The sequence below is a fragment of the Pseudomonas sp. A214 genome, from assembly GCF_900156295.1.
In the GTDB taxonomy this organism is placed as follows: Bacteria; Pseudomonadota; Gammaproteobacteria; order Pseudomonadales; family Pseudomonadaceae; genus Aquipseudomonas; species Aquipseudomonas rhizophila.
On record NZ_LT707062.1, the window covers coordinates 1,378,478 to 1,404,732 of the forward strand.

The following is a 26,255-nucleotide window of genomic DNA, read 5'->3' on the forward strand; positions in this document are numbered from 1 at the left end:
GCTCTCCCCTGTTTTGGATGGCCTGAGGCTAAGGATAGTTCGGAATCGGAGAGGTAAAGGTTGAATGCGTAATTAGTTGTGGCAGACCGTTCGTCCGCCATCACCCAAACCCGCGGTTCACGTGGGCTTGGGCGTCATAAAAATTATTCCGGGTTACCTGGGGCTGTTTCTGCAGGATAAGTCGTGCGCCACAGCTCAAAACCGCCGTCCAGGCTATAGACATCGGAGAAGCCTTGGCTGACCAGGTAAGCGGCTGCGCTCTGGCTGGAGTTGCCGTGATAACAGACCACCACCACGGGGGCATCGAGGTCCGCATTGCGGATGAAATCGGAGAGGGAGTGGTTATCCAGATGGGTCGAGCCGCTGATGTGCAGGGCGGCGAAGGTGGCCGGGTCTCGAACGTCGACGACAACCGCGCCTGTTTCACGCAGGGCCTGGGCCTGCTCTGGGGGGATGCGTTTAAAAGCGGTCATTTGGGACTCCTGTAGCCTGACGCGTGGCACCGTTCAAACGATGGTAGCGGCCGTTACTGATGCAATGGTCGGATGATGAAGGGATTTGGCGTGACCCTGTTCGTCACACTCGCAACGCAGTTGCTCGCCAGAGTCGACGTTCATCAGCGTCATCGCGCTACCCCATACGCATCCGGTGTCGAGGGCGAAAACCCCAGGTTCGTCGGATTGGCCTTCCAGTGCCGCCCAGTGCCCGAAAATGATCTTCAGATTACGGGTCTTGCGCTCTTTGTGTTTGAACCAAGGGGCGTAGCCAGGTGGCGCGGTCTCGATGCCTTCCTTGCCCTTGAGGTCCAGCTTACCGTCGCGGGTGCAGAAGCGCATGCGGGTGAAATAATTGGTGATGACTCGCAGACGGGCGGTGCCGGTGAGATCGTTGTCCCATTTGACCGGTTCATTGCCGTACATGCCATCCAGGTAGGGGCCGAACAGGTTGTCGTCGCGCAGCGCGTGTTCGACTTCGTCGGCGTACTTGAGCGCCTTGCGCAAGGACCACTGGGGTGGGATGCCGGCGTGCACCAGCGCCAGGTTGCGCTGCTCGTCGTAGTGCATGAGCTTTTGCAGGCGCAGCCATTCCAGCAGCTCGACGCAATCGGGAGCATCGAGGATCTCGCTCAAGGTATCGGATTTTTTCAGGCGCTCGATGTTCTGCCAGGCGGCCAGCAGGTGCAGGTCGTGATTACCGAGCACGCAGACCAGCGAATCGCGGATGTTGTAGAGAAAGCGCAAGGTCTCAAGCGATTGTGGGCCGCGATTGACCAGATCGCCCACCAGCCACAGCGTGTCTTTCTGTGGGTCGAAGGCGACCCGTTCCAGCAGGCATTTGAGCGGGTCCAGGCAACCTTGCAGATCGCCGACCGCATACGTCGCCATCAGTGCAGGGCTCCGGGTACCGCCAGGCGAAACGGCTTGATGATCGCGTCGAAACGCGTGCCGTCCTCCGCCAGCATCTGGTACGTGCCCTGCATGGTGCCGACCTTGGTCGTCATCACCGTCCCGCTGCTGTAGCTGTGGCTTTTTCCAGCGTCGATCAGCGGTTGCTGACCGACCACACCCTCGCCCCGCACGTGCTCAACATGACCATCGCCGTCGGTGATGACCCAGTGGCGTGATAGCAGGCGGGCTGGCAATGAGCCGTTGTTGCTCACGGTAATGGTATAGGCGAAGGCGAAACGGTTGTGCTCAGGTTGCGACTGTTCTGCCAGAAAGCGGGTGGCGACGCTGACGTCGACCTGATAACGAAGATCGGACATGCAAAAAGGCCTTAAAAGCGAAGCGGGACGCGGGCGTAGCTGAGAAGATCAGTCTAGGCCATGTATCGGGTAGTAGACCAGACGTCCCACCCGATAGCGATGAGCTTGTCAGATGGCGTCGGCTTTGGGCGTTACCTGTTCGCTGAGTTTGTCGGCCAGGCGCACGAACGCCGCCAGGTCCAATTGCTCGGGACGCAGGCTGCCGTCAACGCCGGCGGCTTCGATTTCGGCGCTGCTGAGCAATAGCTTCAGGGTGTTGCGCAGGGTTTTGCGACGCTGATTGAAAGCTTCGCGTACGACGCGCTCCAGCAGGCGATGATCCTTGGCCGGGTGCGGCAGGACGGCATGGGGTACCAGGCGGACGATGGCCGAGTCGACTTTGGGGGGCGGGTTGAATGCCCCAGGGCCTACGTTGAACAGATGTTCGACCCGGCAATGGTACTGAACCATGATCGACAGGCGACCCCAGTCACCGCCGCCAGGGCCAGCAGCGAGCCGTTCGACCACCTCTTTTTGCAACATGAAGTGCATGTCGCGGATCAGGCCAGCGTTGCTCAGCAGATGAAAGATCAGCGGCGTGGAGATGTTGTACGGCAGATTCCCCACCACCCGCAGGCTATTGGGCGCAGCCTCCAGGCTATTGAAGTCGAACTTCAGCGCGTCGCCCTGGTGCAGGTTGAAATTGCTCATGCCAGCGAACTGCTGGTTGAGGATCGGGATCAGATCCTTGTCCAGTTCCACCACATCCAGTTGCGCACCGCTGCCGAGCAGGCCTTCGGTCAGCGCGCCCTGGCCCGGGCCAATCTCCAGCAGGCGATCGTCGGGTTTGGCATTGATGGAGCGCAGGATGCGATCGATTACGCCAGCGTCATGCAGGAAGTTCTGGCCGAAGCGCTTACGCGCGCGGTGTTGGTATTGCTCGGTCATAAATGGGTCTCGGCCATCTGGTAGGCGGTTTCCAAGGCGACCTGCAGGCTGCCGGTATCGATCCTGCCACTGCCGGCCAGGTCCAGGGCGGTGCCATGGTCCACCGATGTGCGGATGATCGGCAGGCCCAGGGTTACGTTGACTGCCGCGCCGAAGCCTTTGTACTTCAGTACGGGCAGGCCCTGATCGTGGTACATCGCCAGCACCGCGTCGCAGTGCTCCAGATATTTGGGGGTGAACAGAGTGTCGGCAGGCAGCGGGCCACGCAGGTCCATGCCCTCGCTGCGCAAGCGCTCCAAGGTGGGTTCTATGGTGTCGATTTCTTCATGGCCCAGATGTCCGCCTTCACCGGCATGGGGGTTGAGCCCGCACACCAGGATACGGGGCCGGGCGATGCCGAACTTTTCCTGCAGGTCGGCGTGCAATATCCGCGTGACCCGCTCCAGGCGTTGGGGGGTGATGGCATCGGCGACGTCCCGCAAGGGCAGGTGCGTGGTCACCAGTGCCACGCGCAGGCCGCGGGTGGCGAGCATCATTACCACCTGCGTGGTGTGGGTCAGGTCCGCCAGGAACTCGGTATGTCCGGAAAAGGCAATCCCGGATTCGTTGATCACACCCTTGTGCACCGGAGCGGTGATCATGCCGGCGAAACTCCCGTCCAGGCAGCCCTGGCCAGCGCGGGTCAGGGTTTGCAGGACGAATGCCGCGTTGGTCTTGTCCAGTTGCCCGGTAACCACCGGGGCGCCCAGTGGCGTATCCCAGACATACAGGCTGTTGGCGGGTGCCGGGACATCCGGCCAGGCCCCCGGTGTCACCGGCAGCAGGTCGACGACCACCCCCAGCTGCGCAGCCCGCTCGAGGAGCAGATCGCGGCTGGTGATGGCTATCAGGGGATGTGGCTGGGGTTGCGAGGCGAGCAGCAGGCACAGGTCGGGACCGATGCCGGCAGGCTCGCCGGGTGTCAGCGCGAAACGCTTGGGTTTCACTGCGCTGCCTGGTCTGCACCAGGGAGTTTGATTTCGACGTAGGCTTCATCGCGAATCTGACGCAGCCAGGTTTGCAGCTCTTCGTCGTATTTGCGGTTGCGCAGCACGGTCATCGCCTGTTGTTCACGAGCCTGGGTGGTGCTGTCGGTGGCGCGGCGGCCAAGGACTTCCAGTACGTGCCAGCCATAAGGGCTCTTGAACGGCTTGGACAACTGGCCTTGTGGTGTCTCGGCCATCACCTGGCGGAACTCGGGCACCAGTGCGTTCGGGTCAACCCAGTTCAGGTCGCCGCCGTTGAGGGCTGAACCCGGGTCTTCCGAGAAGCTCTTGGCCAGCTCGGCGAAATCTTCACCCGCTTCGATGCGCTCATAAAGCTTTTGCGCCAGACGCTGGGTCTCGGCTTCGCTGCGGATCTCGCTTGGCTTGATCAGGATATGACGAACATGCACTTCGTCACGCACCTGAGCACCGCCACCGCGCTTTTCCAACAGCTTGAGGATAATGAAGCCGCCGGGCGTGCGGGCTGGTTGGGTGATGTCACCCACGGCCATGCTGCTCAGTTCGCGATCGAACGGAGGGGGCAATTGGGCGGCTTTGCGCCAGCCCATATCACCACCTTCCAGGGCGTTGTCACTGCCAGACCTGGCAATGGCCATCTGACCGAAGTCGGCGCCTTGCTTGAGTTGCTGGTAGATGTCCATCGCCTGGCGGTAAGCATTCTGGATGGCTTCGGAGTTGGCGCTTTCCGGGGTAGGAACCAGGATGTTCGCCAAGTGCAGTTCCTCGGAAAGCTGCATCTTGCCCAGATCGGAGGCGAGGAAGTTTTTCACTTCCTGCTCGGACACCTGGATGCGTTCGGCTACACGACGCTGGCGCACACGGCTGATGATCATCTCGCGGCGGATCTGATCGCGAGCGTCCTCGTAAGAGAGGCCGTCGCGAGCCAGGGCGGCGCGGAACTGGTCGACGCTCATGTTGTTGCGCTGGGCAATGGTGCCGACGGCCTGGTTCAATTCTTCATCAGTGATGCGAATGCCCGAGCGTTCGCCAATCTGCAATTGCAGGTTTTCGACGATCAGGCGTTCGAGCACCTGTTGATCCAGTACGCCCGGAGGCGGCAGGCCACCACCGCGCTTGGCGATGGTCTGCTGCACTTCATGGACGCGCTGGTCCAGCTGGCTTTGCATGACCACGTCGTTGTCGACGATAGCCACCACTTTGTCGATGGGCTGTACCGCGGCGTTGGCCGCAGTACCCAGGAACAGTGCGCCCAGCATCAGCGGGCGCAGACAATCAGAAAGCTTGGTCTTCACGTTCACGATAACCTTGGATGCCTTTGTCGAGGAAGCTCTCTACCTTGGCGCCGGTGAGGCCGCCGAGTCCCTTCAGGACAATTTGGAGGAAGATGCCATGGTCGCCCTTCTCGTTTTCCGGGGCGGCTTGAGTGAACTCTTCATAGTCGACCCAGTAACGGTTGATCAGGCGCAGTTTCCAGCAGCAATTGTCGTATTCGAAACCACCGAAGGCTTCCAGGGTACGGTTGCGGTTGTAGTCATACTGCCAGCGGCTGATGAGATTCCACTGCGGCACGACCGGCCAGATGACCGAGAAGTCGTGCTGCTGGATCTTGTAGTAGTCCTTCACGTAGCCCGGAGTGCCCGGAGTGCCATAGTCGCCACCACCCACGGACCATTGGCCAGTAGTCTGGTCGTAGCGCACCTGGTCGTTGCGGTAGCGGTAACCGGCGTTGATGACCTTGTTCGGGTTGTCTTCAGGCTGGTAGTGGAACATCGCGCTGCCCGAGCGGGGGCTGCGGGTGTCCGGGTCCCAGTTGTAGGTAGCCGTGGTTCGCCAATCGCGGTTCCAGCGGAACTCGTACTCCAGTGCATAAGGAGATACGTCTGATTTGGCGTCTTCACGCGTGTTGAAATCGATGCCTGGCAGTTGAACTTCGCGGTCCTTGAAGTAAAAGGCCTGGCCAACGCTGACACGCTGGCGCTCGAAACCGTTTTCCTGGATCCAGCGGCTGGTCACGCCCAGGGAGAGTTTGTTCTCGTCGCCGACACGGTCGGAGCCGGAGAAACGGTTGTCCCGGAACAGCGAGGAGTAGCTGAAGGTGGATTCGCCAGTGTCGAAAACCGGGATGTCGCTCTGATCTTTCTCCGGAACATAGAGGTAGAACAGGCGCGGCTCCAGGGTTTGACGGTAGTTACTGCCAAACCACTGGGTGTCCCGGTCGAAGTACAGACCGCTATCGATACTGGCGATTGGGACGCCGCGGCTCTGGCTGCCACTATAAGTACCCCGCAGACGATCAGCCTCGGCAGACTGTGCGGCAATTTGCGACTTGCCCGTGCCATCCAGGTCCAGATCGTATTGGGTGTACTGGTATTTAAGCGACGGCTTGATGAAGCCATAGCTTGCTTCCATTGGTAGGCTCACAACCGGCGCCAGGTTCAGGCGATTGCCGTTAGCCCGTGCCAGGCCGCGAACGTTGGTGTCCAGCCATGCCTCGTCGGAGTTCCCGTCTTTATCAGTATAGTTACCGGTCCGCAAATCCCGATCAAACCGCACCAGTTCCGTCTTGTAGGCGAAATCCAGACCATACGGGTGCTGCGGCAGTTCGCCGTTGAAGGTGATCTGCGGCAGGCGGTTATACGGCGTGATCTTCGAAATCGTCGCCATCTGGTAAGCCTGGGCATTCACACGTGCAACGTAGTTGTCACCCCGATAGCTGACGGCGCCCTGCTGGTTTACATAGTCATTGGACTCGACACCAATCTGGTCGGACTCCAGATCCTGGAAGTAATAAGGGTCGCTGATCTTGGTGTAGTCGACTTCCGTCAGCACGCGCGAGTCGAGCCCGCCCTTGTGCTGCCAATTGTACATGTAACGGGTCTTACTGTAGTCGGACTGCTTGCTACGTTCGTCCTCTTCATCGTTGAGGTACGCCGCACCGAACTGACCTTCGCTGGACTTGGTCAGGTAGCGGAATTCGCCTTCCATCAACAGGCCGCGCTTGCTCATGTAACGTGGGTACAACGTGGCATCGTAGTTGGGTGCCAGGTTGAAGTAATACGGGGTGACCAGCAAAAAGCCGGTATCGCTGCCAGTGCCGATGGTCGGCGGCAGGAAGCCGGACTGGCGACGGTCATCGATCGGGAAATAGATGTACGGCGTATACAGGACCGGGAAGTCCTTGACCCGCAGCGTCACGTTGGTGGCGGTGCCGAAGCCGGTAGCCGGGTTCAGGGTGATGTTGTTGCCCTTGAGCGTCCAGGCGTTGCTGCCCGGCTCGCACGTGGTGTACGTACCGTCCTTGAGACGGATGATCGCGTTTTCAGCACGCTTGGCGTACAGCGCGTTACCGCGGATGCGCGACTTGTGCATCACGTATTCGGCGTTGTCGACCTTGGCTTCGCCAGTGTCCAACTGCACATCGGCGTGGTCGCCGACGATGAGCGCACCGTTATCGCGAACGCGCACGTTGCCGCTCAGCTCGCCGCGGTTTTCAGCCTGGTACAGGTTGGCCTCGTCGGCCTCGACCTGCATGCTGCCTTGACGCATGACCACGTCGCCGGCCAGCGTTGCCACCTGCTCTTCCTGCTGGTAGCGCGATGCTTTGGCGCCAAGGAAGGTCGGAGCGTCGCTTTTGTCCGTCTTGTCATTCATGCCAGGACGAACGGGCTCGATATAGGCGCCGGCGCAATAAGGACCGGTTTCGGCCAATTGGGCAGGGGTGAGGTTCTCCCGTGGAACCCAGTCCAGGTGACTGTAGTCCGCACTGCGAGACTTCAGGCCGCGGCCTTTGGCTTCGGTGACGAGCACGGGCTTGTCGCCGGCTTCTTCGCCCGAGCTGCTGTCGGCCGGGGCCTCGCCGCTGGCGGAAACCGCACTGCCGTCATGCACCGGACGTGGCGGCAATGCAGCAGCCGGCGTCTTGGGCGAACAGTCCCAGGCACCCGAAGCGGAGACGGAGCAGTCATACTGCTCTACCGCGACGACGAATGAAGAGGCCAAGGGTTGCAGGGCCAGCAGACTGCCGGTGACCAGCAACGGAAATTTTTTACGAAACGCGGGGGATTTCAATGCCATCTTATTAGTCCGGGCTTCCTGCGTGCCATCTGCCCGCGGTGTGGGCCGCACGCCTCTCGATGGTCTGAAAAAGATGCTGGATAATAAAGCATGACCCGCTTGACGGCTAGCGCCGTCGGAGACCCTTGCAATGCCTGACCAAGATGTACGCCTGCAACACCTGAAAGTTTGGCTCGATGAGCAGCTGCCGATCCTTTTTGTTCAGCAGGGCTGGGGCGCCGTACCCCCGGCCACGTTGACTGCGGCCAGCAGCGACGCGAGTTTTCGCCGTTATTTCCGCTGGGAAGGCGAGGGCCGCAGTTTGATCGTTATGGATGCGCCACCGCCCCAGGAAAACTGCAAACCCTTCGTGGACATTGCTTTTTTGCTGGCTAAATCCGGCATCAACGTGCCAAAAATTTATGCCGAAGACCTTGAGCGCGGTTTTCTTTTGCTCAATGACCTGGGCAATCAGACGTATCTGGATGTGATCAACGGCGACAATGCCGACCCATTATTCCGTGACGCCCTCCAGGCCCTGCTGGCTTTCCAGCAACTGCCGATGGTCGCGCCACTGCCCAGCTACGACGTCGCTTTGCTGCGCCGGGAGCTGGAGCTGTTTCCTGAGTGGTACGTCAAGCATGAGCTGGGTATCGAATTCGATGCTGCTCAACAAGTGCTCTGGCAGCAGGCCAGCGACCTGCTGATCAACAGCGCGCTGGCTCAGCCGAAAGTGCTGGTTCATCGCGACTACATGCCGCGCAACCTGATGCTCAGCGAACCGAACCCCGGCGTACTGGACTTTCAGGATGCGGTCTACGGCCCGGTGACCTATGACGTCACGTGTCTGTTCAAGGATGCCTTTCTCAGTTGGCCCGAGGAGCGCGTGCGTGGCTGGCTCGAGGATTACTGGCAGCAGGCCGGTGCGCTTGGCATCCCGGTCCAGCCGGACTTCGAGGATTTCCTGCGGGCCAGCGACCTGATGGGCGTGCAGCGCCATCTCAAGGTCATCGGGATTTTCGCGCGTATTTGCCACCGCGACGGCAAGCCGCGCTATCTGGGCGATGTGCCGCGCTTCTTTGCCTATATAGAAGCGGTCATTGCCCGTCGCCCTGAACTGGCGGAACTGGATCAGTTGCTCTCCAGCCTGCGTCAGTCGGCCGGAGCGACGGCATGAAAGCGATGATCCTGGCGGCGGGTAAAGGGGAGCGGATGCGGCCCTTGACCCTCACCACGCCCAAGCCGCTGGTTCGTGCCGGCGGCGTTCCCTTGATCGAATACCATCTGCGTGCCTTGGTTCGGGCCGGGTTCAAGGACATTGTGATCAATCACGCCTGGCTCGGTCAGCAAATCGAAGATTATCTAGGGGACGGTTCACGTTTTGGCGTGAGCATTCATTTCTCGCCCGAAGGTGAGCCGCTGGAAACCGGCGGTGGCATTTTCCGCGCCCTGCCGTTGTTGGGCGACGAGGCGTTCCTGGTGGTCAACGGCGACATCTGGACCGATTACGATTTCAGCGCCTTGCGCCGACCTCTGGACGGCTTGGCGCACCTGGTACTGGTGGATAATCCCGAACACCATCCGGGCGGCGATTTCCTCCTGGCCGACGGACAGATTCATGATGGCGGGGCGGCTGCCGACAAACTGACCTACAGCGGCATTGCCGTCTTGCATCCGCGGTTGTTCGAGGGTTGCCTGGACGGCGCGTTCAAACTCGCACCGCTGCTACGCAAGGCCATGGCCGAGGGCCAGGTCAGCGGCGAGCACCTGAAGGGACACTGGGTGGATGTGGGGACTCATGAACGTTTGGCGCAGGTTGAAACCTTGATAGAAGCGAGCCGTTGATATGTGGTGGCCAGGGACTCTGATTGGAGCCGGGGCGGGCTTTGCCATAGCCAGCATTCCGGGGGCCATGCTGGGAGCGTTATTAGGACAGGCGCTGGATCGGCGACTTAATCTGCAAGGCTGGGCGCAGCTGCGCGAGCGTTTGGGTGGCCGTCCGGCATTACGCAACGATGAGTTGCTGTTTGTATTGCTGGGCCGGCTGGCCAAGAGCGATGGACGAGTGGTGGATGGGCACATCCAGCAGGCGCGTCAGGAGATGCGCGCGCTGGACCTGAGCGAGCCAGCGCAACGCCGGGCCGTCGCCGCATTCAACCGGGGCAAAACCGGAAACGACCATTTGCGCGGTTATTTGCGTCGCCTTGCGACCCAGCCCCATGCGGCTGAGGGTGTGCTGCGCGCCTGCTGGCGGATGGTCTGGGCCGACGGGCGCGCGGGCATAGCCGAGCGTGAGTTGCTTGCTCAGTGGGGCAAATGGCTGGGGTGGACGCCGCAACAGGTCCAGGCACTGGCGGCGGATTACGAACCACACAAACAGTCGTTGCCCAACAGCGGCGCGACCTATCAGGAGGCGTTACGCTTGCTGGGAGTTTCGGCCACCAGCGAGCCGTCGCAGATCAAGCGGGCTTATCGCCGTCTGCTCAGTCGTCACCACCCGGACAAGATTGCCGGCAGTGGGGCGACGCCGTTGCAAGTGCGTGACGCCACCGACAAGACCCGGGAGTTGCACAACGCCTATCGGTTGATCCGCGAGCGCCGGGACTTTCGCTAGAAGGGGATCGCCACGGTGGCTGGCTTGGGGCTTGTCTAAGCCTCACTCCCCCGGCTTCTGCGGGTTCAACCAACCCCGTACCCGACGAAACAGCTGTTCTTGCTGCGCCGATGAGTTGGGCACCGCTTTGAGTGACACCTGACTGAAGCTCGACCCTTTAAGACGCTTACTGGCCTGTAAACGCTCCAGCGCTGCATTGCGATCCTGCGGTTTGTCCATGTAGAAGATGTCGGCGGTGGCCAGCTTCAAGGTGGGGGTCAGTTCGGCCAGGGCGGGCTTGACTGCGAGCGGGGTCTGGGCGGCGACCATCACGAAACGCTCGATCTGCGAGGGCTGTTTTTCATTCAGGTAACGTGCCGCCCAATAGGCGCCGGTGCCGTGGCCCAGCAGAACAATGCTGCGGGCGCCCTGCTGTTCGGCGTAGGCCAGTGCCGCATCGATGCGGGCAAAGATACGTTCGGCATCGGCCAGGAGGTGTTCCTCGCTGGTTTGGGCAACGACCGGATCCACAGCGTCAGCCTCGCCGCCCGCCACTTGTTCAATCGGTGCTGCGGTCGTGGCGTCCGGTGCCGCGCCAGCCACGTCGGCCGGTTTGGTCTCGGGCGGTGTTTCCACCACGCGCGGTGCGATGACGTCGCTTTGCAGGTCCGGCAGGGTGATACTCAGGCTGCTCCACTCGATATCCGGTAACTTTTTGCGCATCGGGCCGATCACTTGAGGCCAGTCAGCGGTTTCGCCGGCGCCGGGGACTATGATGACCGCACCCTTGGGTTCGCTGGTGTTGGCTGGTTTCCAGAGAGCCAGGAAGGTGTCGCTGCCGGTTTGTAGCTGTTGTTGCTCCTGGACCGGGATCTCCCGTTCAAGCGCTGTCGCTTCTTCCTCGCTGCGCTCGAGCAAAGGCGGACGCTCGACCGGTTTTTCCTCGGTGGCTTGATCCGCCGCCGCGGGGGCCGGTTCTTCAGCCTGTACAGAAAAGGCACTCGGCAGGATCAGCGACAGGCACAATGCTGGCAATGCCAGGCGATAAACAAAGGGCATCGGATATTCCATGACCAGAAGTATTTCCGGCAGCCTAATGGGTTGGTCAGTATTTGTCAGTGCATGAGACTTCGATGATGCGTTTTTGCTGCCTGTGGGTTATCGGCTGTTTATGGCTTCCCTTGATGGCGTGGGCCGCGCCCGCACCGTCGTTGACTGGGGTGCAACTGGACGCGGGCCAGCGACAATGGCTGCTCCAGCATCCGCAACTGCGCGTCGGCCTCGTGTTGCAGGCGCCCTATGCGCAATATGACCGGCGCTTGCAGCGTCTGTCCGGCACCAATGTCGAGCTGATGCAGTGGTTGGGCAAGGCGTTGAATGTCGAACTGACCTGGCGCAATTTCCAGGACGTGGTGCAGTTGGAAGCCGCGTTGCGCTCCGGTGAGGTGGATATTGCCCCAGGGCTGAGCCAGACCCCGGCCGGGCTGCGACTCTGGCGGTTTTCCGACCCCTACATGCGCGTGCCGCAATTGATCGTGGGCCAGAAGAAGGGCGCCGAAGGGGTCGAGCTGGAAAAGCTCGATGCTCAAGTGCGGGTGGCGGTGCGCATGCCCAGTACCACGGCCGATTATTTGCGTAGCAACTACCCGACGTTGAATCTTCAAGGCGTACCGTTGGAGCGTCAGGCGTTGCAACTGTTGTTGAGCCAGCAGGCCGGTTACGCGGTGGTCGATGAGGCGCAGCTGGGGCGACTGATGGTCGAGCCTGAGTTCTCCGGGCTGGTGGTCGTAGGCGATATCGGCCTGCCGCAATTGTTGCGCGTCGCCACTCGCCGGGATTGGCCGGAGTTGGCCGACATCATCGAGAGCGGTTTGCAGGCGATCCCGGCCAAGGAACTTGAGCAACTGCACAGTCGCTGGCTCAAGCCCAAATATCCGCGGCTGACCGACACCCCAGGTTTCTGGCAAAACCTGACCCTATTACTGCTGGCCCTGCTCTTGAGCTGCGTGGCGATCGTGTTCTGGCAGCGCCGCGAGCAAAGGGCGCTGGAGCGGCGCCTGCGCAATGCGCGAAATGACATCGCCCAGCGGGCCGCCAGCGAGGAAGCCCTGCGCCTGACACAATTTTCCATCGACCAAAGCACTGTCGGCATTCTCTGGGTCAATTGGGATAGCCATGTACGGTATGCCAACCGCGCCGCCGAAATCATGCTGGGCTATGCGCCGGGCGCGATCATTGAACGCCCCTTGATCGACTTCGAACCGGGCCTGCACATGGATCGCTGGCTGAACCTGTGGAAACGCGCCCGGGCCAGTGAGGAGGGGCCACAGAGTTTCGAAACCGAATGCGTGCGGGCTGATGGAAGTATCCTTCCGGCCGATGTTTCCTTGAGCTTCCTGCGCTTTCGCGATGCCGAATACCTGGTGGTCTACATAAACGACGTCACCGAGCGCCGTCGCGCGCTGGCGGCGCTGCGCGAAAGCGAGGCGCGCTTGCAGGGGATCGCTGCCAACGTCCCGGGCCTGGTCTTTCGCCTGGAGCGGGCGCCGGTAACCGGGCAGATCGACTTTGCCTACATCAGTGAGGGTAGCGAAAGCCTCGTGGGGTATTCGCCCGCGACCCTGGCCCGTAGCGACACCGGCCTGCGCAGCCTCGTACACCCCCAGGACAAGGCCAGTTATCACCGCACTCAGGATCAGGCGCTGGACAGCGACAGCGACTGGTCGTGGCAGGGGCGCATCCTGACCCGCGAAGGCCGGGAGCGCTGGGCCGAGATCAAGGCCATTACCCGTCGTCTCGAAGACGGCGCTTACGTGTGGGACGGTATCGTCTGGGACATCACCGAAAGCAAGCGCATCGAACTGGAGCTGGCCAGCTCCAGGGAGCAACTGCGCGAATTGTCGGCGCACCTGGAGAGCGTGCGGGAAGAGGAAAAGGCGCGCATAGCTCGGGAAGTCCACGACGAGTTGGGGCAAATGTTGACCGTCTTGAAGCTGGAAACGTCCATGTGCGAACTGGCCTATGCGCAGCTCGACCCGGGCCTGCAAGAGCGGCTCAACAGCATGAAGCGCCTGATTGCCCAGTTGTTCCAGTTGGTGCGGGACGTGGCGACGGCATTGCGACCTCCGATCCTTGATGCGGGCATCGCCTCGGCCATCGAATGGCAGGCGCGGCGTTTCGAGGCGCGCACGCAGATCCCATGCCTGGTGCAGGTGCCGGACAATCTTCCGCCCTTGAGCGACGCCAAGGCCATCGGTCTGTTTCGAATTCTCCAGGAAGCGCTGACCAATGTGATGCGCCATGCTCAGGCGCATACTGTAGAACTGACGCTGGTGCAGGAAGACGACCAGCTTTGTCTGACGGTGAGCGACGACGGTGTAGGATTCGTTCCCGCCACGGGTCGGCCGACCTCCTTTGGTCTGGTCGGCATGCGGGAGCGGGTGTTGATCATGGGCGGGCAGTTATCGTTGGAAAGTGAGCCAGGGGAGGGGACGACCCTGGCGGTGCGGGTACCGGTGAATGAGGCCTGATGATTTTTGTTTGGCTTGGCTTGGCTTGGCTGACGCTATCGCGAGCAGGCTCGCTCCCACATTGATTGAGATGCACACACGCACAACCCTGTGGGAGCGAGCCTGCTCGCGATGAGATTCTGAATCTGGAGAAAAACGTGATCCGTGTACTGGTAGCCGAAGACCACACCATCGTGCGCGAAGGCATCAAGCAGTTGATCGGCCTGGCGAAGGACCTGGTGGTCGTGGGGGAGGCGAGCAATGGCGAACAATTGCTGGAGACCCTGCGGCATGTGCCCTGCGAAGTGGTGCTGTTGGATATCTCCATGCCTGGCGTCAATGGTCTGGAGGCGATCCCGCGGATCCGTGCGTTGAACAATCCGCCGGCCATCCTGGTGTTGTCGATGCACGACGAGGCGCAAATGGCGGCGCGCGCGCTGAAGGTCGGTGCCGCCGGCTACGCGACCAAGGACAGCGACCCGGCCTTGCTGCTCATGGCGATTCGCAAGGTCGCGGCCGGCGGACGTTACATCGACCCGGAACTGGCCGACCGCATGGTTTTCGAAGTGGGCCTGACCGACAGCCGACCGCTGCACTCGCTGCTGTCCGAGCGCGAATTCTCGGTCTTCGAGCGCCTGGCCCAAGGGGCCAACGTCAACGACATCGCCCAGCAATTGGCCCTGAGCAGCAAAACCATCAGCACTCACAAAGCGCGGCTGATGCAGAAACTCAACATCACTTCCTTGGCGGAACTGGTGAAGTATGCGATGGAGCATAAGTTGCTCTAAGCCCACCACAATCCCCTGTGGGAGCGAGCCTGCTCGCGATGGCGGTGTGTCAGTCAACCACGATGCTGGTTGATCCGCCGCCATCGCGAGCAGGCTCGCTCCCACAGGGGCAGTGTGTCGGCATATCCATTTGCGACACGCCCCAACACCGCTTTTGTCCTTGCTTGCAGCTTGCAGCTCATAACTCACGACTGTCCTTATCCAATCCCGCCATCCTTGTAGGGAAATCCCTACACCGACTCTTCCATCCGGCTGAGGCGATTCTCTCCTGCGCCCCGATTTGCGCAGGCCCCAGGCTCCACTAGGCTTGATTCACAAGCAGTCATCAATACAAAAGGTGCGGGTATGAGCCAGGTCGATTCAAGCGCGGGGGCCAGTGATGTACTGGTCAGCTTTCGTGGTGTGCAAAAGAGCTACGACGGCGAGAACCTGATCGTCAAGGACCTCAACCTGGACATTCGCAAAGGCGAATTCCTGACTCTGCTCGGGCCGTCCGGTTCCGGCAAAACCACCAGCCTGATGATGCTCGCCGGGTTTGAAACACCCACTGCCGGTGAGATCCAGCTGGCCGGACGCTCCATCAACAACGTGCCGCCCCACAAGCGTGACATCGGCATGGTGTTCCAGAACTACGCTTTGTTCCCGCACATGACCGTTGCCGAGAACCTGGCCTTCCCGCTGACCGTGCGCGGCTTGAACAAAAGCGACGTGAGTGATCGGGTCAAGCGCGTCTTGAGCATGGTCCAGCTGGACACGTTTGCCCAACGCTACCCGGCACAGTTGTCCGGCGGCCAGCAACAGCGCGTGGCCCTGGCCCGGGCGCTGGTGTTCGAGCCGCAACTGGTGCTGATGGACGAACCCCTTGGCGCCCTGGACAAACAACTGCGTGAACACATGCAGATGGAGATCAAGCATCTGCATCAGCGCCTCGGTGTCACCGTGGTCTATGTGACTCACGACCAGGGCGAAGCCTTGACCATGTCCGACCGGGTAGCGGTGTTCCATCAAGGCGAAATCCAGCAGATTGCCCCGCCACGCACCCTCTACGAAGAGCCAAGGAACACCTTCGTCGCCAACTTCATCGGCGAGAACAACCGTCTCAACGGCCGCCTGCACAGCCAGACCGGCGATCGTTGCCTGGTGGAGCTGGGGCGTGGTGAAAAGGTCGAGGCCCTGGCGGTGAACGTCGGCAAACCCGGCGAGCCGGTGACCCTGTCGATCCGCCCGGAGCGGGTGAGCCTCAACGGCGCAAGCGAACAATGTGTCAACCGCTTCTCAGGGAGGGTGGCGGAATTCATCTATCTGGGCGACCACGTCCGGGTTCGCCTGGAGGTCTGTGGCAAGAATGACTTCTTCGTGAAACAACCGATTGCCGAACTCGATCCCGGGCTCGCTGTTGGGGACGTGGTTCCGCTTGGCTGGCAAGTCGAGCATGTGCGTGCGCTCGATCCCCTTCTAGAGGCGAATTGATCGCCCCCTGCTGTACCAACACCAACCCTGCACGTGGAGAGAACAATAAATGTTGAGATCCCTGAAGTTCACAGCCCTGACCCTGGGCATGATGGGTGCGGCAAGCGCGATGGCGGCGGGCCCGGACCTGACTGTGGTGTCTTTCGGTGGGGCGAACAAGGCGGCTCAGGCCAAAGCCTTCTACGCGCCGTGGGAAGCAGCCGGCAACGGCAAGATCATCGCTGGCGAATACAACGGTGAAATGGCCAAGGTCAAGGCCATGGTCGACACCAAGAGCGTTTCGTGGGACTTGGTGGAAGTCGAGTCCCCGGAGCTGTCCCGTGGTTGTGACGAAGACATGTTCGAGCAACTGGACCCGGCTCTGTTCGGCAAGGCCGAAGACTACGTCAAGGGCGCCATCCAGCCTTGCGGCGTGGGCTTCTTCGTGTGGTCCACCGTGCTGGCCTACAACGCCGACAAACTGAAAACCGCACCGACCAGTTGGGCGGATTTCTGGGACACCAAGCAATTCCCAGGCAAGCGTGGCCTGCGTAAAGGCGCCAAGTACACCCTGGAATTTGCCTTGATGGCCGACGGCGTCGCGCCGAAAGACGTGTACAAAGTGCTGGCCGGCAAAGATGGCCAGGATCGTGCCTTCAAGAAGCTCGACGAACTCAAGCCGAACATCCAGTGGTGGGAGGCCGGCGCTCAGCCGCCGCAGTACCTGGCTTCCGGTGACGTGGTCATGAGCTCGGCCTACAACGGTCGGATCGCCGCGGTGCAGAAGGAAAGCAACCTGAAAGTGGTGTGGAACGGCGGCATCTACGACTTCGACGCGTGGGCAATTCCACGCGGTCTGGACAAGACCCGCGCCGAAGCTGCGAAGAAATTCATCGCTTTCTCGGTGGCACCGCAGCAGCAAAAGATCTACTCGGAAAACATCGCCTACGGCCCGGCCAATACCCAGGCTGTACCGCTGTTGTCCAAGGATGTCTTGAAAGACATGCCGACCACCCCGGAAAACATCGCCAACCAGGTGCAGATCGACGTCAGCTTCTGGGCTGACAACGGTGAGCAACTGGAGCAGCGCTTCAACTCCTGGGCGGCGAAGTAACCGCTGACAGAGATCGTTCCCACGCTCCGCGTGGGAATGCCGCCCAGGACGCTTCGCGTCCTTTGTGACGCAGAGCGTCATTGGATGCATTCCCACGCGGAGCGTGGGAACGATCGGCTCAGAGGCCAACGTTTCAAAAGAACAGAAGCGGCACGCCGCTTCTGTAACGATCAAAAAGATTTGCGGAGTTCGCCATGGCCATCGCCGTTCCACTGAACGCGGGCACCAGCCCCACCCTGAAGCAACGGCTCAAGCGCGCCGAGCGGGTCAACCGCTGGAAGGCCCAGGCCTTGATCGCGCCGCTGGTGTTGTTTCTGTTGCTGGTGTTCCTGGTGCCAATCGTGGCGCTGCTGTTCAAAAGCGTCAGCAACCCGGAAGTGGTCAACGGCATGCCGCGCACTGTCGCCGCGGTCGCTGCCTGGGACGGACGTGGGTTGCCAGGCGAGCCAGTATACAAAGCCGCCAGCGAAGACCTGGCCGAAGCGCGCAAGAATCAGACCTTGGGCGATTTGTCCAAGCGCCTGAACATGGAGCTGGCCGGCTATCGCAGCCTGCTGACCAAGACCGCCCGTGCGCTGCCGTTCGCCACCGAGCCGGTTTCCTATAAAGAAGCGATGGAGAGCCTCGACGAACGCTGGGGGGATCCGGCGTATTGGCAGGTGATCCGCCGCAACACCAGTGATGTCACCCCGTATTACCTGCTGGCGGCCGTCGATCATCGCATTGATGATCTTGGCGAACTGGCTCCGGCCACCCCCGACCAGGCGATCTACCTGGATATTTTTGCCCGTACGTTCTGGATGGGCCTGGTGATTACCGCGATCTGCCTGGTGCTGGCCTATCCGTTGGCCTACCTGCTGGCGAACCTGCCGTCGCGCCAAAGCAACCTGCTGATGATTTTGGTGCTGTTGCCGTTCTGGACGTCGATCCTGGTGCGGGTGGCGGCGTGGATCGTGCTGCTGCAATCGGGCGGGCTGATCAACAGTGGCCTGATGGCCATGGGCATTATCGATAAGCCTCTGGAGTTGGTGTTCAACCGCGCCGGTGTCTACATCTCCATGGTCCATATCCTGCTGCCGTTCATGATCCTGCCGATTTACAGCGTGATGAAAGGTATCTCTCCGACTTACATGCGTGCGGCGATTTCCCTGGGCTGCCATCCGTTCGCCAGCTTCTGGCGCGTGTATTTCCCGCAGACCTATGCCGGTGTCGGCGCCGGTTGCCTGTTGGTGTTCATCCTCGCCATCGGCTACTACATCACTCCGGCGCTGCTGGGCAGCCCGAGCGATCAGATGGTCAGCTATTTTGTCGCGTTCTACACCAACACCAGCATCAACTGGGGTATGGCCACGGCGCTCGGCGGGTTGTTGTTGCTGGCAACCGTCGTGCTGTATCTGATTTACAACTGGCTGGTGGGCGCCAGCCGCCTGCGCCTGAGCTGAGGGGAGATTGAAATGCTGAGTCCTTACATGTCCCCCGTCGAGCGGGTGTGGTTCTACAGCTTGCGCATATTCTGCGGGCTGATCCTGTTGTTCCTGATCCTGCCGGTGCTGGTGATCATTCCATTGTCGTTCAACTCCGGCAGCTTCCTGGTGTACCCGTTGCAAGGCTTTTCGTTGCAGTGGTACCACGATTTCTTCGCTTCGGCGGAGTGGATGCGGGCGCTGAGGAACAGCGTCATCGTCGCCCCGGCGGCGACGGTACTGGCGATGGTCTTCGGTACCCTGGCGGCGATTGGCCTGACCCGTGGTGATTTCCCAGGCAAGGCGCTGGTGATGGCCCTGGTGATCTCGCCGATGGTGGTGCCGGTGGTGATCATCGGGGTGGCCAGTTACCTGTTCTTCGCGCCGCTGGGAATGGGCAACAGTTTCTTCTCGCTGATCGTGGTCCATGCCGTGCTGGGCGTGCCGTTCGTCATCATCACGGTATCGGCGACTCTGCAGGGCTTTAACTACAACCTGGTTCGGGCCGCCGCCAGCCTTGGGGCTTCGCCGTTGACGGCGTTTCGTCGAGTGACCTTGCCGTTGATCGCCCCGGGCGTGATCTCCGGCGCACTGTTCGCCTTCGCGACCTCGTTCGATGAAGTGGTGGTGACGCTGTTCCTGGCCGGTCCCGAGCAGGCAACTCTGCCAAGGCAGATGTTCAGCGGTATCCGCGAGAACCTCAGCCCCACCATCGCCGCCGCCGCGACGCTGCTGATCGCCTTTTCGGTGATCCTGTTGCTGACTCTGGAGTGGTTGCGAGGGCGTAGCGAGAAGCTGCGTACTGCGCAGGTCTGACGGTCAGTGCTGTACCCTGTGGGAGCGAGCCTGCTCGCGATAGCGGAGTGTCAGTCGATAAAAATGTCGAATGTTCTACCGCCATCGCGAGCAGGCTCGCTCCCACAGGGGATTTGCGGTGTATTCATGGGCTGAATGGAAGACAACCTTAAATACCGAGCTATCCTTGTGCCAGCCCATACGCGAATAAGAGGCCGCGCACATGAGTCTTTCCTCATTCAAGATCGCCCACAAACTGATCACCGGTGCGGCTGCCATCGAGCAACTGGCGGCCGAGCTGACGCGGCTGGATGTCGATAACCCGCTGATCGTCACCGACGCTGCGCTGGTCAAGTCCGGCACCGTGGAGCTGGCGCTGCAGCATCTGGGCGGGCGCGACTACGAAATTTTCGACCGGGTCATGCCGGACCCGGAAATCGCCATCGTTGAAGACTGCATGCAGGCCTACCGTGACGGCGGCCATGATGGCTTGATCGGCCTGGGCGGCGGCAGTGCCATCGACATTGCCAAATGCGTGGGGGTCTACGCCGGTTACCACGGCGAGCTGCAGGATATGTTCGGGGTCGATCAGGTCCCGCGCAAAGGCGCGCCCATGATCGCCATCCCCACCACGGCCGGGACCGGCTCTGAAGTCACCAACGTGGCCATCCTCTCCGACAAGGCCGCGCAACTCAAGAAAGGTATCGTCAGCGATTATCTGCTGCCGGACGTGGCGCTGGTCAGCCCGCAGATGACCCTCACCTGTCCCCGGAGCGTGACCGCCGCCAGTGGCGTCGATGCACTGGTGCATGCCATCGAGTCCTACCTGTCGCTCAATGCCTCGCCGATCACCGATGCCTTGGCTATCGGCGCAATAAAACTGATCACCCGCGCCTTGCCCAAGGCCTACGCCAACCCCGCTCATTTGCAAGCTCGCGAAGACATGGCCACTGCAAGCCTGATGGCCGGCATGGCGTTCGGCAATGCCGGGGTCGGGGCGGTACATGCGCTGGCGTATCCGCTGGGGGGGCGCTTTCACGTGTCCCATGGTGTGGCAAACGCCTTGTTGCTGCCGTATGTCATGGCGTGGAACAAGATGGCTTGCGTCGAGCGCATGCGCGACATTGCCGAAGCCATGGGCATAAAGACCGCGCACCTGAGTGACCTTGAAGCCGCTGACGAAGCCGTGGAGGCCATGGTTGCGCTGTGTGCTGCCGTGGAAATCCCCCAGGGCCTGAGCAGCCTTGGGGTGACGGACGAAGTGATACCGTCCATGGCGGTGGAAGCAGCCGGGATCGAGCGACTGATGCGCAATAACCCACGCAAACTGAGCGCCAGCGATATCGAGAAGATCTACCGCGCGGCGTATTGATCGTCTGCCACGGTGGGCGCGCCAAACCTTGAGGTATACAATGCGCGCCATCGTGATTTCGCTCAAAACAGGTGCGTCATGCAGCCCTTCGCTATTGCTCCGTCGATTCTCTCCGCCGACTTCGCCCGCCTTGGCGAGGAAGTGGACAACGTTCTGGCCGCCGGCGCCGACATCGTGCACTTCGATGTCATGGACAACCATTACGTACCCAACCTGACCATCGGCCCGATGGTCTGCGCAGCGCTGCGCAAGTACGGCGTCACGGCGCCGATCGACGCGCACCTGATGGTCAGCCCGGTGGATCGCATCGTCGGCGACTTCATCGAGGCCGGTGCCACCTACATCACCTTCCACCCCGAAGCCACCCAGCACATCGACCGCTCCCTGCAGTTGATTCGCGAAGGCGGATGCAAGGCCGGCCTGGTGTTCAACCCGGCCACGCCCCTGGACGTGCTCAAGTACGTGATGGACAAGGTCGACATGATCCTGCTGATGAGCGTCAACCCCGGCTTCGGCGGGCAGAAGTTCATTCCTGGTACCCTCGACAAGCTGCGCGAAGCCCGCGCGCTGATCAAGGCATCGGGCCGTGATATCCGCCTGGAGATCGACGGTGGCGTGAACGTCAATAACATCCGCGAAATCGCAGAGGCCGGTGCCGACACCTTTGTCGCAGGCTCGGCCATTTTCAATGCGCCGGACTACAAAGAGGTCATTGAAAAGATGCGTGCCGAACTGGCCCTGGCCCGTCTATGAGCGGCTTTGAGCAGCTGTTCCCCGGCAGCCTGCCGCGTCTGGTGATGTTCGACCTCGACGGCACGCTGGTCGACTCGGTGCCGGACCTGGCGGCGGCCGTGGACAACATGCTGCTCAAGCTCGGTCGCCCGGCCGCCGGAATTGACGCCGTGCGCCACTGGGTCGGCAACGGCGCGCCCATGCTGGTGCGGCGGGCCCTGGCCAACCATATCGATGCCCAGGGCGTCGATGACGCCGAGGCCGAGCGGGCGCTGGAGTTGTTCAACGAAGCCTATGAAGGCAATCACGAACTGACGGTCGTCTACCCCGGTGTGCGTTCCACCCTCAAGTGGCTGCACAAGCAAGGCGTGGAAATGGCCCTGATCACCAACAAGCCGGAGCGCTTTGTCGCGCCGCTGCTGGATCAGATGAAAATCGGTCGTTATTTTCGCTGGATCATCGGTGGCGATACCCTGCCACAGAAAAAACCTGACCCGGCCGCGCTGTTTTTCGTGATGAAAATGGCCAACATCCCGGCCTCTCAATCGCTGTTCGTCGGCGACTCGCGCAGCGATGTGTTGGCGGCGAAAGCCGCCGGGGTCAAATGTGTGGCGCTGAGCTACGGCTACAACCATGGCCGGCCGATCGCCGAAGAGTTTCCCGCGCTGGTGATCGACGATTTGCGCCTGTTAATTCCCGGTTGCCTGGACCCGGCCGCTGAGATAACGTTGCCCGACGCTGTTCAATCCTCTTCTGGAAACGCCATCGTGGTGGTCACTCGCAAACTCTGGATGAAAGTCATGAAGGCCCTGGCCCGCTGGCGTTGGCGCGCCTGACCTGATCCTGGCCGGTTATCCGGCGCGTTTGCATACCTGACTGTCAGCTCCTCCTGCCACGAGGCACACCATGATCCGCGAAGAATTCCTGCGTCTAGCCGCTGCCGGCTATAACCGTATCCCGCTTGCCTGCGAAACCCTGGCCGACTTCGACACGCCGCTGTCGATCTACCTCAAGCTGGCCGATGAGCCCAACTCATACCTGCTCGAATCGGTGCAGGGCGGTGAGAAATGGGGCCGTTATTCCATCATCGGCCTGCCGTGCCGCACGGTGCTGCGGGTCCATGACCATCGTGTCAGCGTGACCCATGACGGCGTCGAGATCGAAAGCCTGGAGGTCGACGATCCGCTGGCCTTCGTCGAAACCTTCAAGGCTCGCTACAACGTGCCTACCATCCCCGGCCTGCCGCGGTTCAACGGTGGCCTGGTGGGTTATTTCGGCTACGACTGCGTACGCTATGTGGAAAAGCGTCTGGGCACCTGCCCGAACCCGGACCCGCTGGGCGTGCCGGACATTTTGCTGATGGTCTCTGACGCAGTGGTCGTCTTCGATAACCTCGCCGGCAAGATGCACGCCATTGTCCTGGCCGATCCGTCCCGGGAAGACGCCTACGAGCAAGGTCAGAAAAGTCTTCAGGCGCTGCTGGAAAAACTCCGGCAGCCGATCACGCCGCGTCCTGGCCTGGATTTCAGCAAACAGTCGGCGGCCGACCCGGTGTTCCGTTCCAGTTTCACTCAGAACGATTACGAAAGGGCCGTCGATACCATCAAGGAATACATCCTGGCCGGCGACTGCATGCAAGTGGTGCCGTCGCAACGGATGTCCATCGACTTCAAGGCCGCGCCCATCGACCTGTACCGGGCACTGCGCTGTTTCAATCCGACGCCTTACATGTACTTCTTCAATTTCGGTGACTTCCATGTTGTGGGCAGTTCACCCGAAGTGCTGGTGCGGGTCGAAGACAACCTGATCACTGTGCGGCCTATCGCTGGCACCCGCCCTCGTGGGGCCACGGAGGAAGCCGATCGGGCGCTGGAAGAGGACCTGCTGTCGGATGACAAGGAAATCGCCGAGCACCTGATGCTGATCGACCTGGGCCGCAATGACACCGGGCGCGTCTCGGAAGTCGGTTCGGTGAAGCTCACCGAAAAGATGGTCATCGAGCGTTATTCCAACGTGATGCACATCGTCTCCAACGTCACGGGCCAGTTGAAGGCCGGGCTGACGGCGATGGACGCCCTGCGGGCCATCCTGCCGGCAGGAACGTTGTCTGGCGCCCCGAAAATCCGCGCCATGGAAATCATCGACGAACTGGAGCCGGTCAAGCGTGGGGTGTACGGCGGGGCCGTGGGCTATTTTGCCTGGAACGGCAACATGGACACTGCCATTGCCATCCGCACCGCCGTCATCAAGGACGGTGAGCTGCACGTGCAGGCCGGCGGCGGGATCGTGGCCGACTCGGTGCCGGTGCTGGAGTGGGAAGAAACCCTGAACAAGCGCCGGGCAATGTTCCGTGCCGTGGCGCTGGCCGAGCAGACCCCAGGCGACTGAAGGGAAGCTGATCAACTGTGGGAGCGAGCCTGCTCGCGAGGCGATGCATGTGTCGAACATGCCGGCCTCATCGCGAGCAGGCTCGCTCCCACACAGGGTTATCTCGATCAGAAATCCAGGCTGACCCCGACATTCACGCCCTGCTGGGTAAAGTCATCGTCCTTGCGCAGCGTATAACCGCCCCGCAGGGCCAGATCGTTGGTCAACTTGTGGCTGACCCCCAGGCTCAGGCGATTCAAATGACTCTGCGGCGTATAGCCTTCAAGCGTGAAATCATTGGCCGGCAGACTGTTGAGGGCGATGTTCACTTTTTGGGTGTCGTCTTCGTACTCGCGTTCGTGGGCATATTCGCCATACACCTGGGTCTGACGGGTGAAGTTGTATTTGCCTTGCAAGCCAATGCCCAAGCGTTTCGAGTCGCGGGTCTGGTCATCGAAAGTCAGGGCGGTGGAGCGGCTGCTCTTTTCTGAATACCCGTCGACTTCCACCTTCGCATAATCGGCGCTGATAAACGGTGACAGGTGCCACTGACTGCCCGGCTGGGCGATGTCGTAGCCCAGGCGCGTGCTGAAGGCCCACAGGTGACCGTCGGTGTCACCTTTCTCTTGCGCCTGGTTGACGCCCAGGTCGAACTTGCGCTCCAAGTTGTCGTAGTCGAGCTTGCCGCCGGTCAACGCGGCATCGGCCCACCAGCGGTTCTGCTGGAACTGGGCGAAAGCGGTGGCCAGGTAGCTGTTGAGTTTGTAGTCCGAATCGGCGCTGCCTGCCTCCATGTCCTGGCGGTAGAAACCGGCGGCTACACCCACGCGCCAAGCCTCGTTGAGACGATAGCTGCCACCGACGTTCAGGCTGTAGCCGCTGCCGTCGGCGCTGGCGCCACTGCTTTGGCTGTCGATGTCCAGGTGCTGGCCGCCGCCTGCGACGATCGCCCGCCATTGGCCGACGGCTTGCCAGTTCTCCCAGTCCGATTGCCACTGGCTGCGTAATTCATCCTGGTGGGCGCGCAGGGTCGAGTGGGCCATTTCCGGCAGCAATGTCAGCTCCCATGGCGCCGCGAGCAGGGAAAAGGCGTAATCGGCGATCAGTTGCTGTCCGGTCTCGGTGGGGTGGACCGAGTCGTTATAGATCAGCTTGGTGGGGTCTGGCGTCGCGCTGTTGATGCCATAGGTGGGGTTTTCCGTGCAGCCGTTGCCGCTGAAGCAGGTGGCGGTGAGGTTCTCGCCGGTGGCGAGGCCGAATCGTGCTGGATCGGCGAAACTTTCCTGCAGCAGTAGCGGAACGTTCAGTGGAATGATTTCGGCATCAATGCCTTGCAGCCGCGTGACCAGTTGCTGGTTGAACTGGTTGCTGAGCTGCGAAACGGCGTCTTGCAAAGGCGTGCCATTGAGCGCAGGGGTCAGGCCCAGGTCGGGCAGCAGCCAGACCATCACATAACGGGCTCCGGCGGTTTGCAGCACCTGGACACTGTCGGCCAGGCGGTCCGCGGCGGCGTTCGCCTGGGCGGGGGTCAGTACCAGACCCTGGAGGAAGTCGTTACCGCCCCCGGAAAGGTAGTACAGCGCGTTCGGGTCGGCACGCAGGCCGTTGGACAGCAGGTATCCGTCACGGCTGCGTTCGCCAGTGTCGGAAACGCCGGTAATCGACTCGAGGATCTGGTCGGTACGATACCCGCCCACGGCCCAGTTGTTGCCATCGGCCTGGCCTTCGCTGGCACGAACCGCCGAGGTGGATGCCGCGGTTTCATCATCGGAAAAGCCCAACCGTCCGCCCAGCAGTTGGGTGGAATTGAGGGAATAGGATTCGCCGCTTCCGTCGAGATAGAGCGGGCCGGTGCGGTTGGTAAAGCGTTGCGTGGCCCCGGACGGACCGTTCGGGTCGGCAAACTGGCCGGCATCGTTGAGGCTGTCGCCAAACACGATGAAGCTGGAGTAGGGATTGGGCGCGGCGCTCGCCTGGGCGCAGGCCATTGCCAGCAGACAGCCGGCCATTGGTACGAATAACGTTTTTCTTAGCATGAGAAAGTCCGTTTTTATCTTATTGTTGTTAGAAAACGAAACGACAGTACCAAAAACTTCCGGCGTTTTGCCATCCATCAGGTTCGTCGCGATTGTTTCAAAGCCCTTCGGGGGTCGTCATATTGCGTGCACCGTCCAGCTAAGCTACTGTGCCGGAACGTATGAACGAGACTTCCCCTGTGTCGATTGTCAGCAAACTTCTGGATCAATTGATCAAGGCACACGCCCGTTGGCGTTGGCGCGCCTGAACGTTCTCTGCCGGCCTGGCCGGACCTGTACCGATTT

22 protein-coding genes are annotated in these 26,255 nt (G+C 61.1%); 13 read left to right on the forward strand and 9 right to left on the reverse strand.

What is annotated here, in order from left to right; all coding sequences use genetic code 11:
* Positions 1 to 143: 143 nt before the first annotated feature.
* The 7 genes from glpE to BW979_RS06220 form a co-directional block, all read right to left on the reverse strand.
* Positions 144 to 473 (reverse strand): thiosulfate sulfurtransferase GlpE, encoded by a 330-nt coding sequence (gene glpE / locus BW979_RS06190; protein ID WP_047228074.1) that lies wholly within the window; start codon positions 471 to 473, stop codon positions 144 to 146.
* A gap of 33 nt (positions 474 to 506) precedes the next feature.
* Positions 507 to 1,385 (reverse strand): symmetrical bis(5'-nucleosyl)-tetraphosphatase, encoded by an 879-nt coding sequence (locus BW979_RS06195; RefSeq protein WP_076383429.1) that lies wholly within the window; start codon positions 1,383 to 1,385, stop codon positions 507 to 509.
* The gene (apaG, locus tag BW979_RS06200) at positions 1,385 to 1,765 is read right to left on the reverse strand and encodes a Co2+/Mg2+ efflux protein ApaG (RefSeq protein WP_047228072.1); all 381 of its coding nucleotides are present in this window, start codon (positions 1,763 to 1,765) and stop codon (positions 1,385 to 1,387) included. The genes BW979_RS06195 and apaG overlap by 1 nt, the downstream gene beginning before the upstream one ends.
* Before the next feature lie 108 nt (positions 1,766 to 1,873).
* Positions 1,874 to 2,692, reverse strand: coding sequence for a 16S rRNA (adenine(1518)-N(6)/adenine(1519)-N(6))-dimethyltransferase RsmA (gene rsmA, locus BW979_RS06205; protein ID WP_047228071.1), 819 nt, complete (start codon positions 2,690 to 2,692; stop codon positions 1,874 to 1,876).
* Positions 2,689 to 3,678, reverse strand: coding sequence for a 4-hydroxythreonine-4-phosphate dehydrogenase PdxA (pdxA, locus tag BW979_RS06210; RefSeq protein WP_076383430.1), 990 nt, complete (start codon positions 3,676 to 3,678; stop codon positions 2,689 to 2,691). The genes rsmA and pdxA overlap by 4 nt, the downstream gene beginning before the upstream one ends.
* Positions 3,675 to 4,991: a peptidylprolyl isomerase SurA gene (gene surA / locus BW979_RS06215; RefSeq protein ID WP_155417177.1), complete on the reverse strand. Its 1,317-nt coding sequence runs from the start codon at positions 4,989 to 4,991 to the stop codon at positions 3,675 to 3,677. The genes pdxA and surA overlap by 4 nt, the downstream gene beginning before the upstream one ends.
* Positions 4,972 to 7,773 (reverse strand): LPS-assembly protein LptD, encoded by a 2,802-nt coding sequence (locus BW979_RS06220; protein ID WP_076383431.1) that lies wholly within the window; start codon positions 7,771 to 7,773, stop codon positions 4,972 to 4,974. The genes surA and BW979_RS06220 overlap by 20 nt, the downstream gene beginning before the upstream one ends.
* A gap of 130 nt (positions 7,774 to 7,903) precedes the next feature.
* Between BW979_RS06220 and BW979_RS06225 the strand changes: the two genes are divergently transcribed.
* Genes BW979_RS06225 through BW979_RS06235 form a run of 3 tightly spaced genes read left to right on the forward strand, consistent with a single transcriptional unit; the run spans position 7,904 to position 10,366 of the window.
* Complete coding sequence (locus tag BW979_RS06225) at positions 7,904 to 8,929, forward strand: aminoglycoside phosphotransferase family protein (RefSeq protein WP_076383432.1); 1,026 nt, start codon at positions 7,904 to 7,906, stop codon at positions 8,927 to 8,929.
* Complete coding sequence (gene murU / locus BW979_RS06230; RefSeq protein WP_047228067.1) at positions 8,926 to 9,597, forward strand: N-acetylmuramate alpha-1-phosphate uridylyltransferase MurU; 672 nt, start codon at positions 8,926 to 8,928, stop codon at positions 9,595 to 9,597. Before BW979_RS06225 ends, murU begins: the two co-directional genes overlap by 4 nt.
* Before the next feature lies 1 nt (position 9,598).
* Positions 9,599 to 10,366 carry a TerB family tellurite resistance protein gene (locus BW979_RS06235; RefSeq protein WP_047228066.1) on the forward strand — a complete coding sequence of 256 codons (768 nt, stop codon included), beginning with the start codon at positions 9,599 to 9,601 and terminating at the stop codon, positions 10,364 to 10,366.
* Between the two features lie 42 nt (positions 10,367 to 10,408).
* Here the strand turns inward: BW979_RS06235 and BW979_RS06240 are convergent, their stop codons facing one another.
* Positions 10,409 to 11,404, reverse strand: a complete 996-nt coding sequence (locus tag BW979_RS06240; RefSeq protein WP_076383433.1) for an alpha/beta hydrolase family protein — start codon at positions 11,402 to 11,404, stop codon at positions 10,409 to 10,411.
* A gap of 74 nt (positions 11,405 to 11,478) precedes the next feature.
* On the opposite strand from BW979_RS06240, the gene BW979_RS06245 reads away from it, so the two are divergent.
* From BW979_RS06245 to trpE, 10 genes are all read left to right on the forward strand, one after another.
* A complete protein-coding gene (locus tag BW979_RS06245; RefSeq protein WP_076383434.1) occupies positions 11,479 to 13,875 on the forward strand; it encodes a PAS domain-containing sensor histidine kinase in 2,397 nt (798 codons plus the stop codon).
* Positions 13,876 to 14,012: 137 nt separating this feature from the next.
* Positions 14,013 to 14,642, forward strand: a complete 630-nt coding sequence (locus BW979_RS06250; RefSeq protein WP_076383435.1) for a response regulator — start codon at positions 14,013 to 14,015, stop codon at positions 14,640 to 14,642.
* A 345-nt stretch (positions 14,643 to 14,987) separates the two neighbouring features.
* Positions 14,988 to 16,112, forward strand: a complete 1,125-nt coding sequence (locus tag BW979_RS06255) for an ABC transporter ATP-binding protein (RefSeq protein ID WP_047228062.1) — start codon at positions 14,988 to 14,990, stop codon at positions 16,110 to 16,112.
* 49 nt (positions 16,113 to 16,161) lie between these two features.
* Positions 16,162 to 17,205, forward strand: coding sequence for an ABC transporter substrate-binding protein (locus BW979_RS06260; protein WP_047228061.1), 1,044 nt, complete (start codon positions 16,162 to 16,164; stop codon positions 17,203 to 17,205).
* Positions 17,206 to 17,399: 194 nt separating this feature from the next.
* Positions 17,400 to 18,647, forward strand: coding sequence for an ABC transporter permease (locus BW979_RS06270; protein ID WP_047228060.1), 1,248 nt, complete (start codon positions 17,400 to 17,402; stop codon positions 18,645 to 18,647).
* Positions 18,648 to 18,659: 12 nt separating this feature from the next.
* Positions 18,660 to 19,484 (forward strand): ABC transporter permease, encoded by an 825-nt coding sequence (locus BW979_RS06275; RefSeq protein ID WP_047228059.1) that lies wholly within the window; start codon positions 18,660 to 18,662, stop codon positions 19,482 to 19,484.
* A 202-nt stretch (positions 19,485 to 19,686) separates the two neighbouring features.
* Positions 19,687 to 20,835, forward strand: coding sequence for an iron-containing alcohol dehydrogenase (locus BW979_RS06280; protein WP_047228058.1), 1,149 nt, complete (start codon positions 19,687 to 19,689; stop codon positions 20,833 to 20,835).
* 78 nt (positions 20,836 to 20,913) lie between these two features.
* Positions 20,914 to 21,588, forward strand: coding sequence for a ribulose-phosphate 3-epimerase (rpe, locus tag BW979_RS06285; protein WP_047228057.1), 675 nt, complete (start codon positions 20,914 to 20,916; stop codon positions 21,586 to 21,588).
* Positions 21,585 to 22,403, forward strand: a complete 819-nt coding sequence (locus BW979_RS06290) for a phosphoglycolate phosphatase (protein WP_047228056.1) — start codon at positions 21,585 to 21,587, stop codon at positions 22,401 to 22,403. Before rpe ends, BW979_RS06290 begins: the two co-directional genes overlap by 4 nt.
* 70 nt (positions 22,404 to 22,473) lie before the next feature.
* Entirely contained in the window at positions 22,474 to 23,955 is a 1,482-nt protein-coding gene (gene trpE, locus BW979_RS06295; RefSeq protein ID WP_076383437.1) for an anthranilate synthase component I, read from the forward strand.
* A 107-nt stretch (positions 23,956 to 24,062) separates the two neighbouring features.
* On the opposite strand, the gene estP is transcribed toward trpE, so the two are convergent.
* The gene (estP, locus tag BW979_RS06300; protein ID WP_076383438.1) at positions 24,063 to 25,970 is read right to left on the reverse strand and encodes an esterase EstP; all 1,908 of its coding nucleotides are present in this window, start codon (positions 25,968 to 25,970) and stop codon (positions 24,063 to 24,065) included.
* Positions 25,971 to 26,255 lie beyond the last annotated feature (285 nt).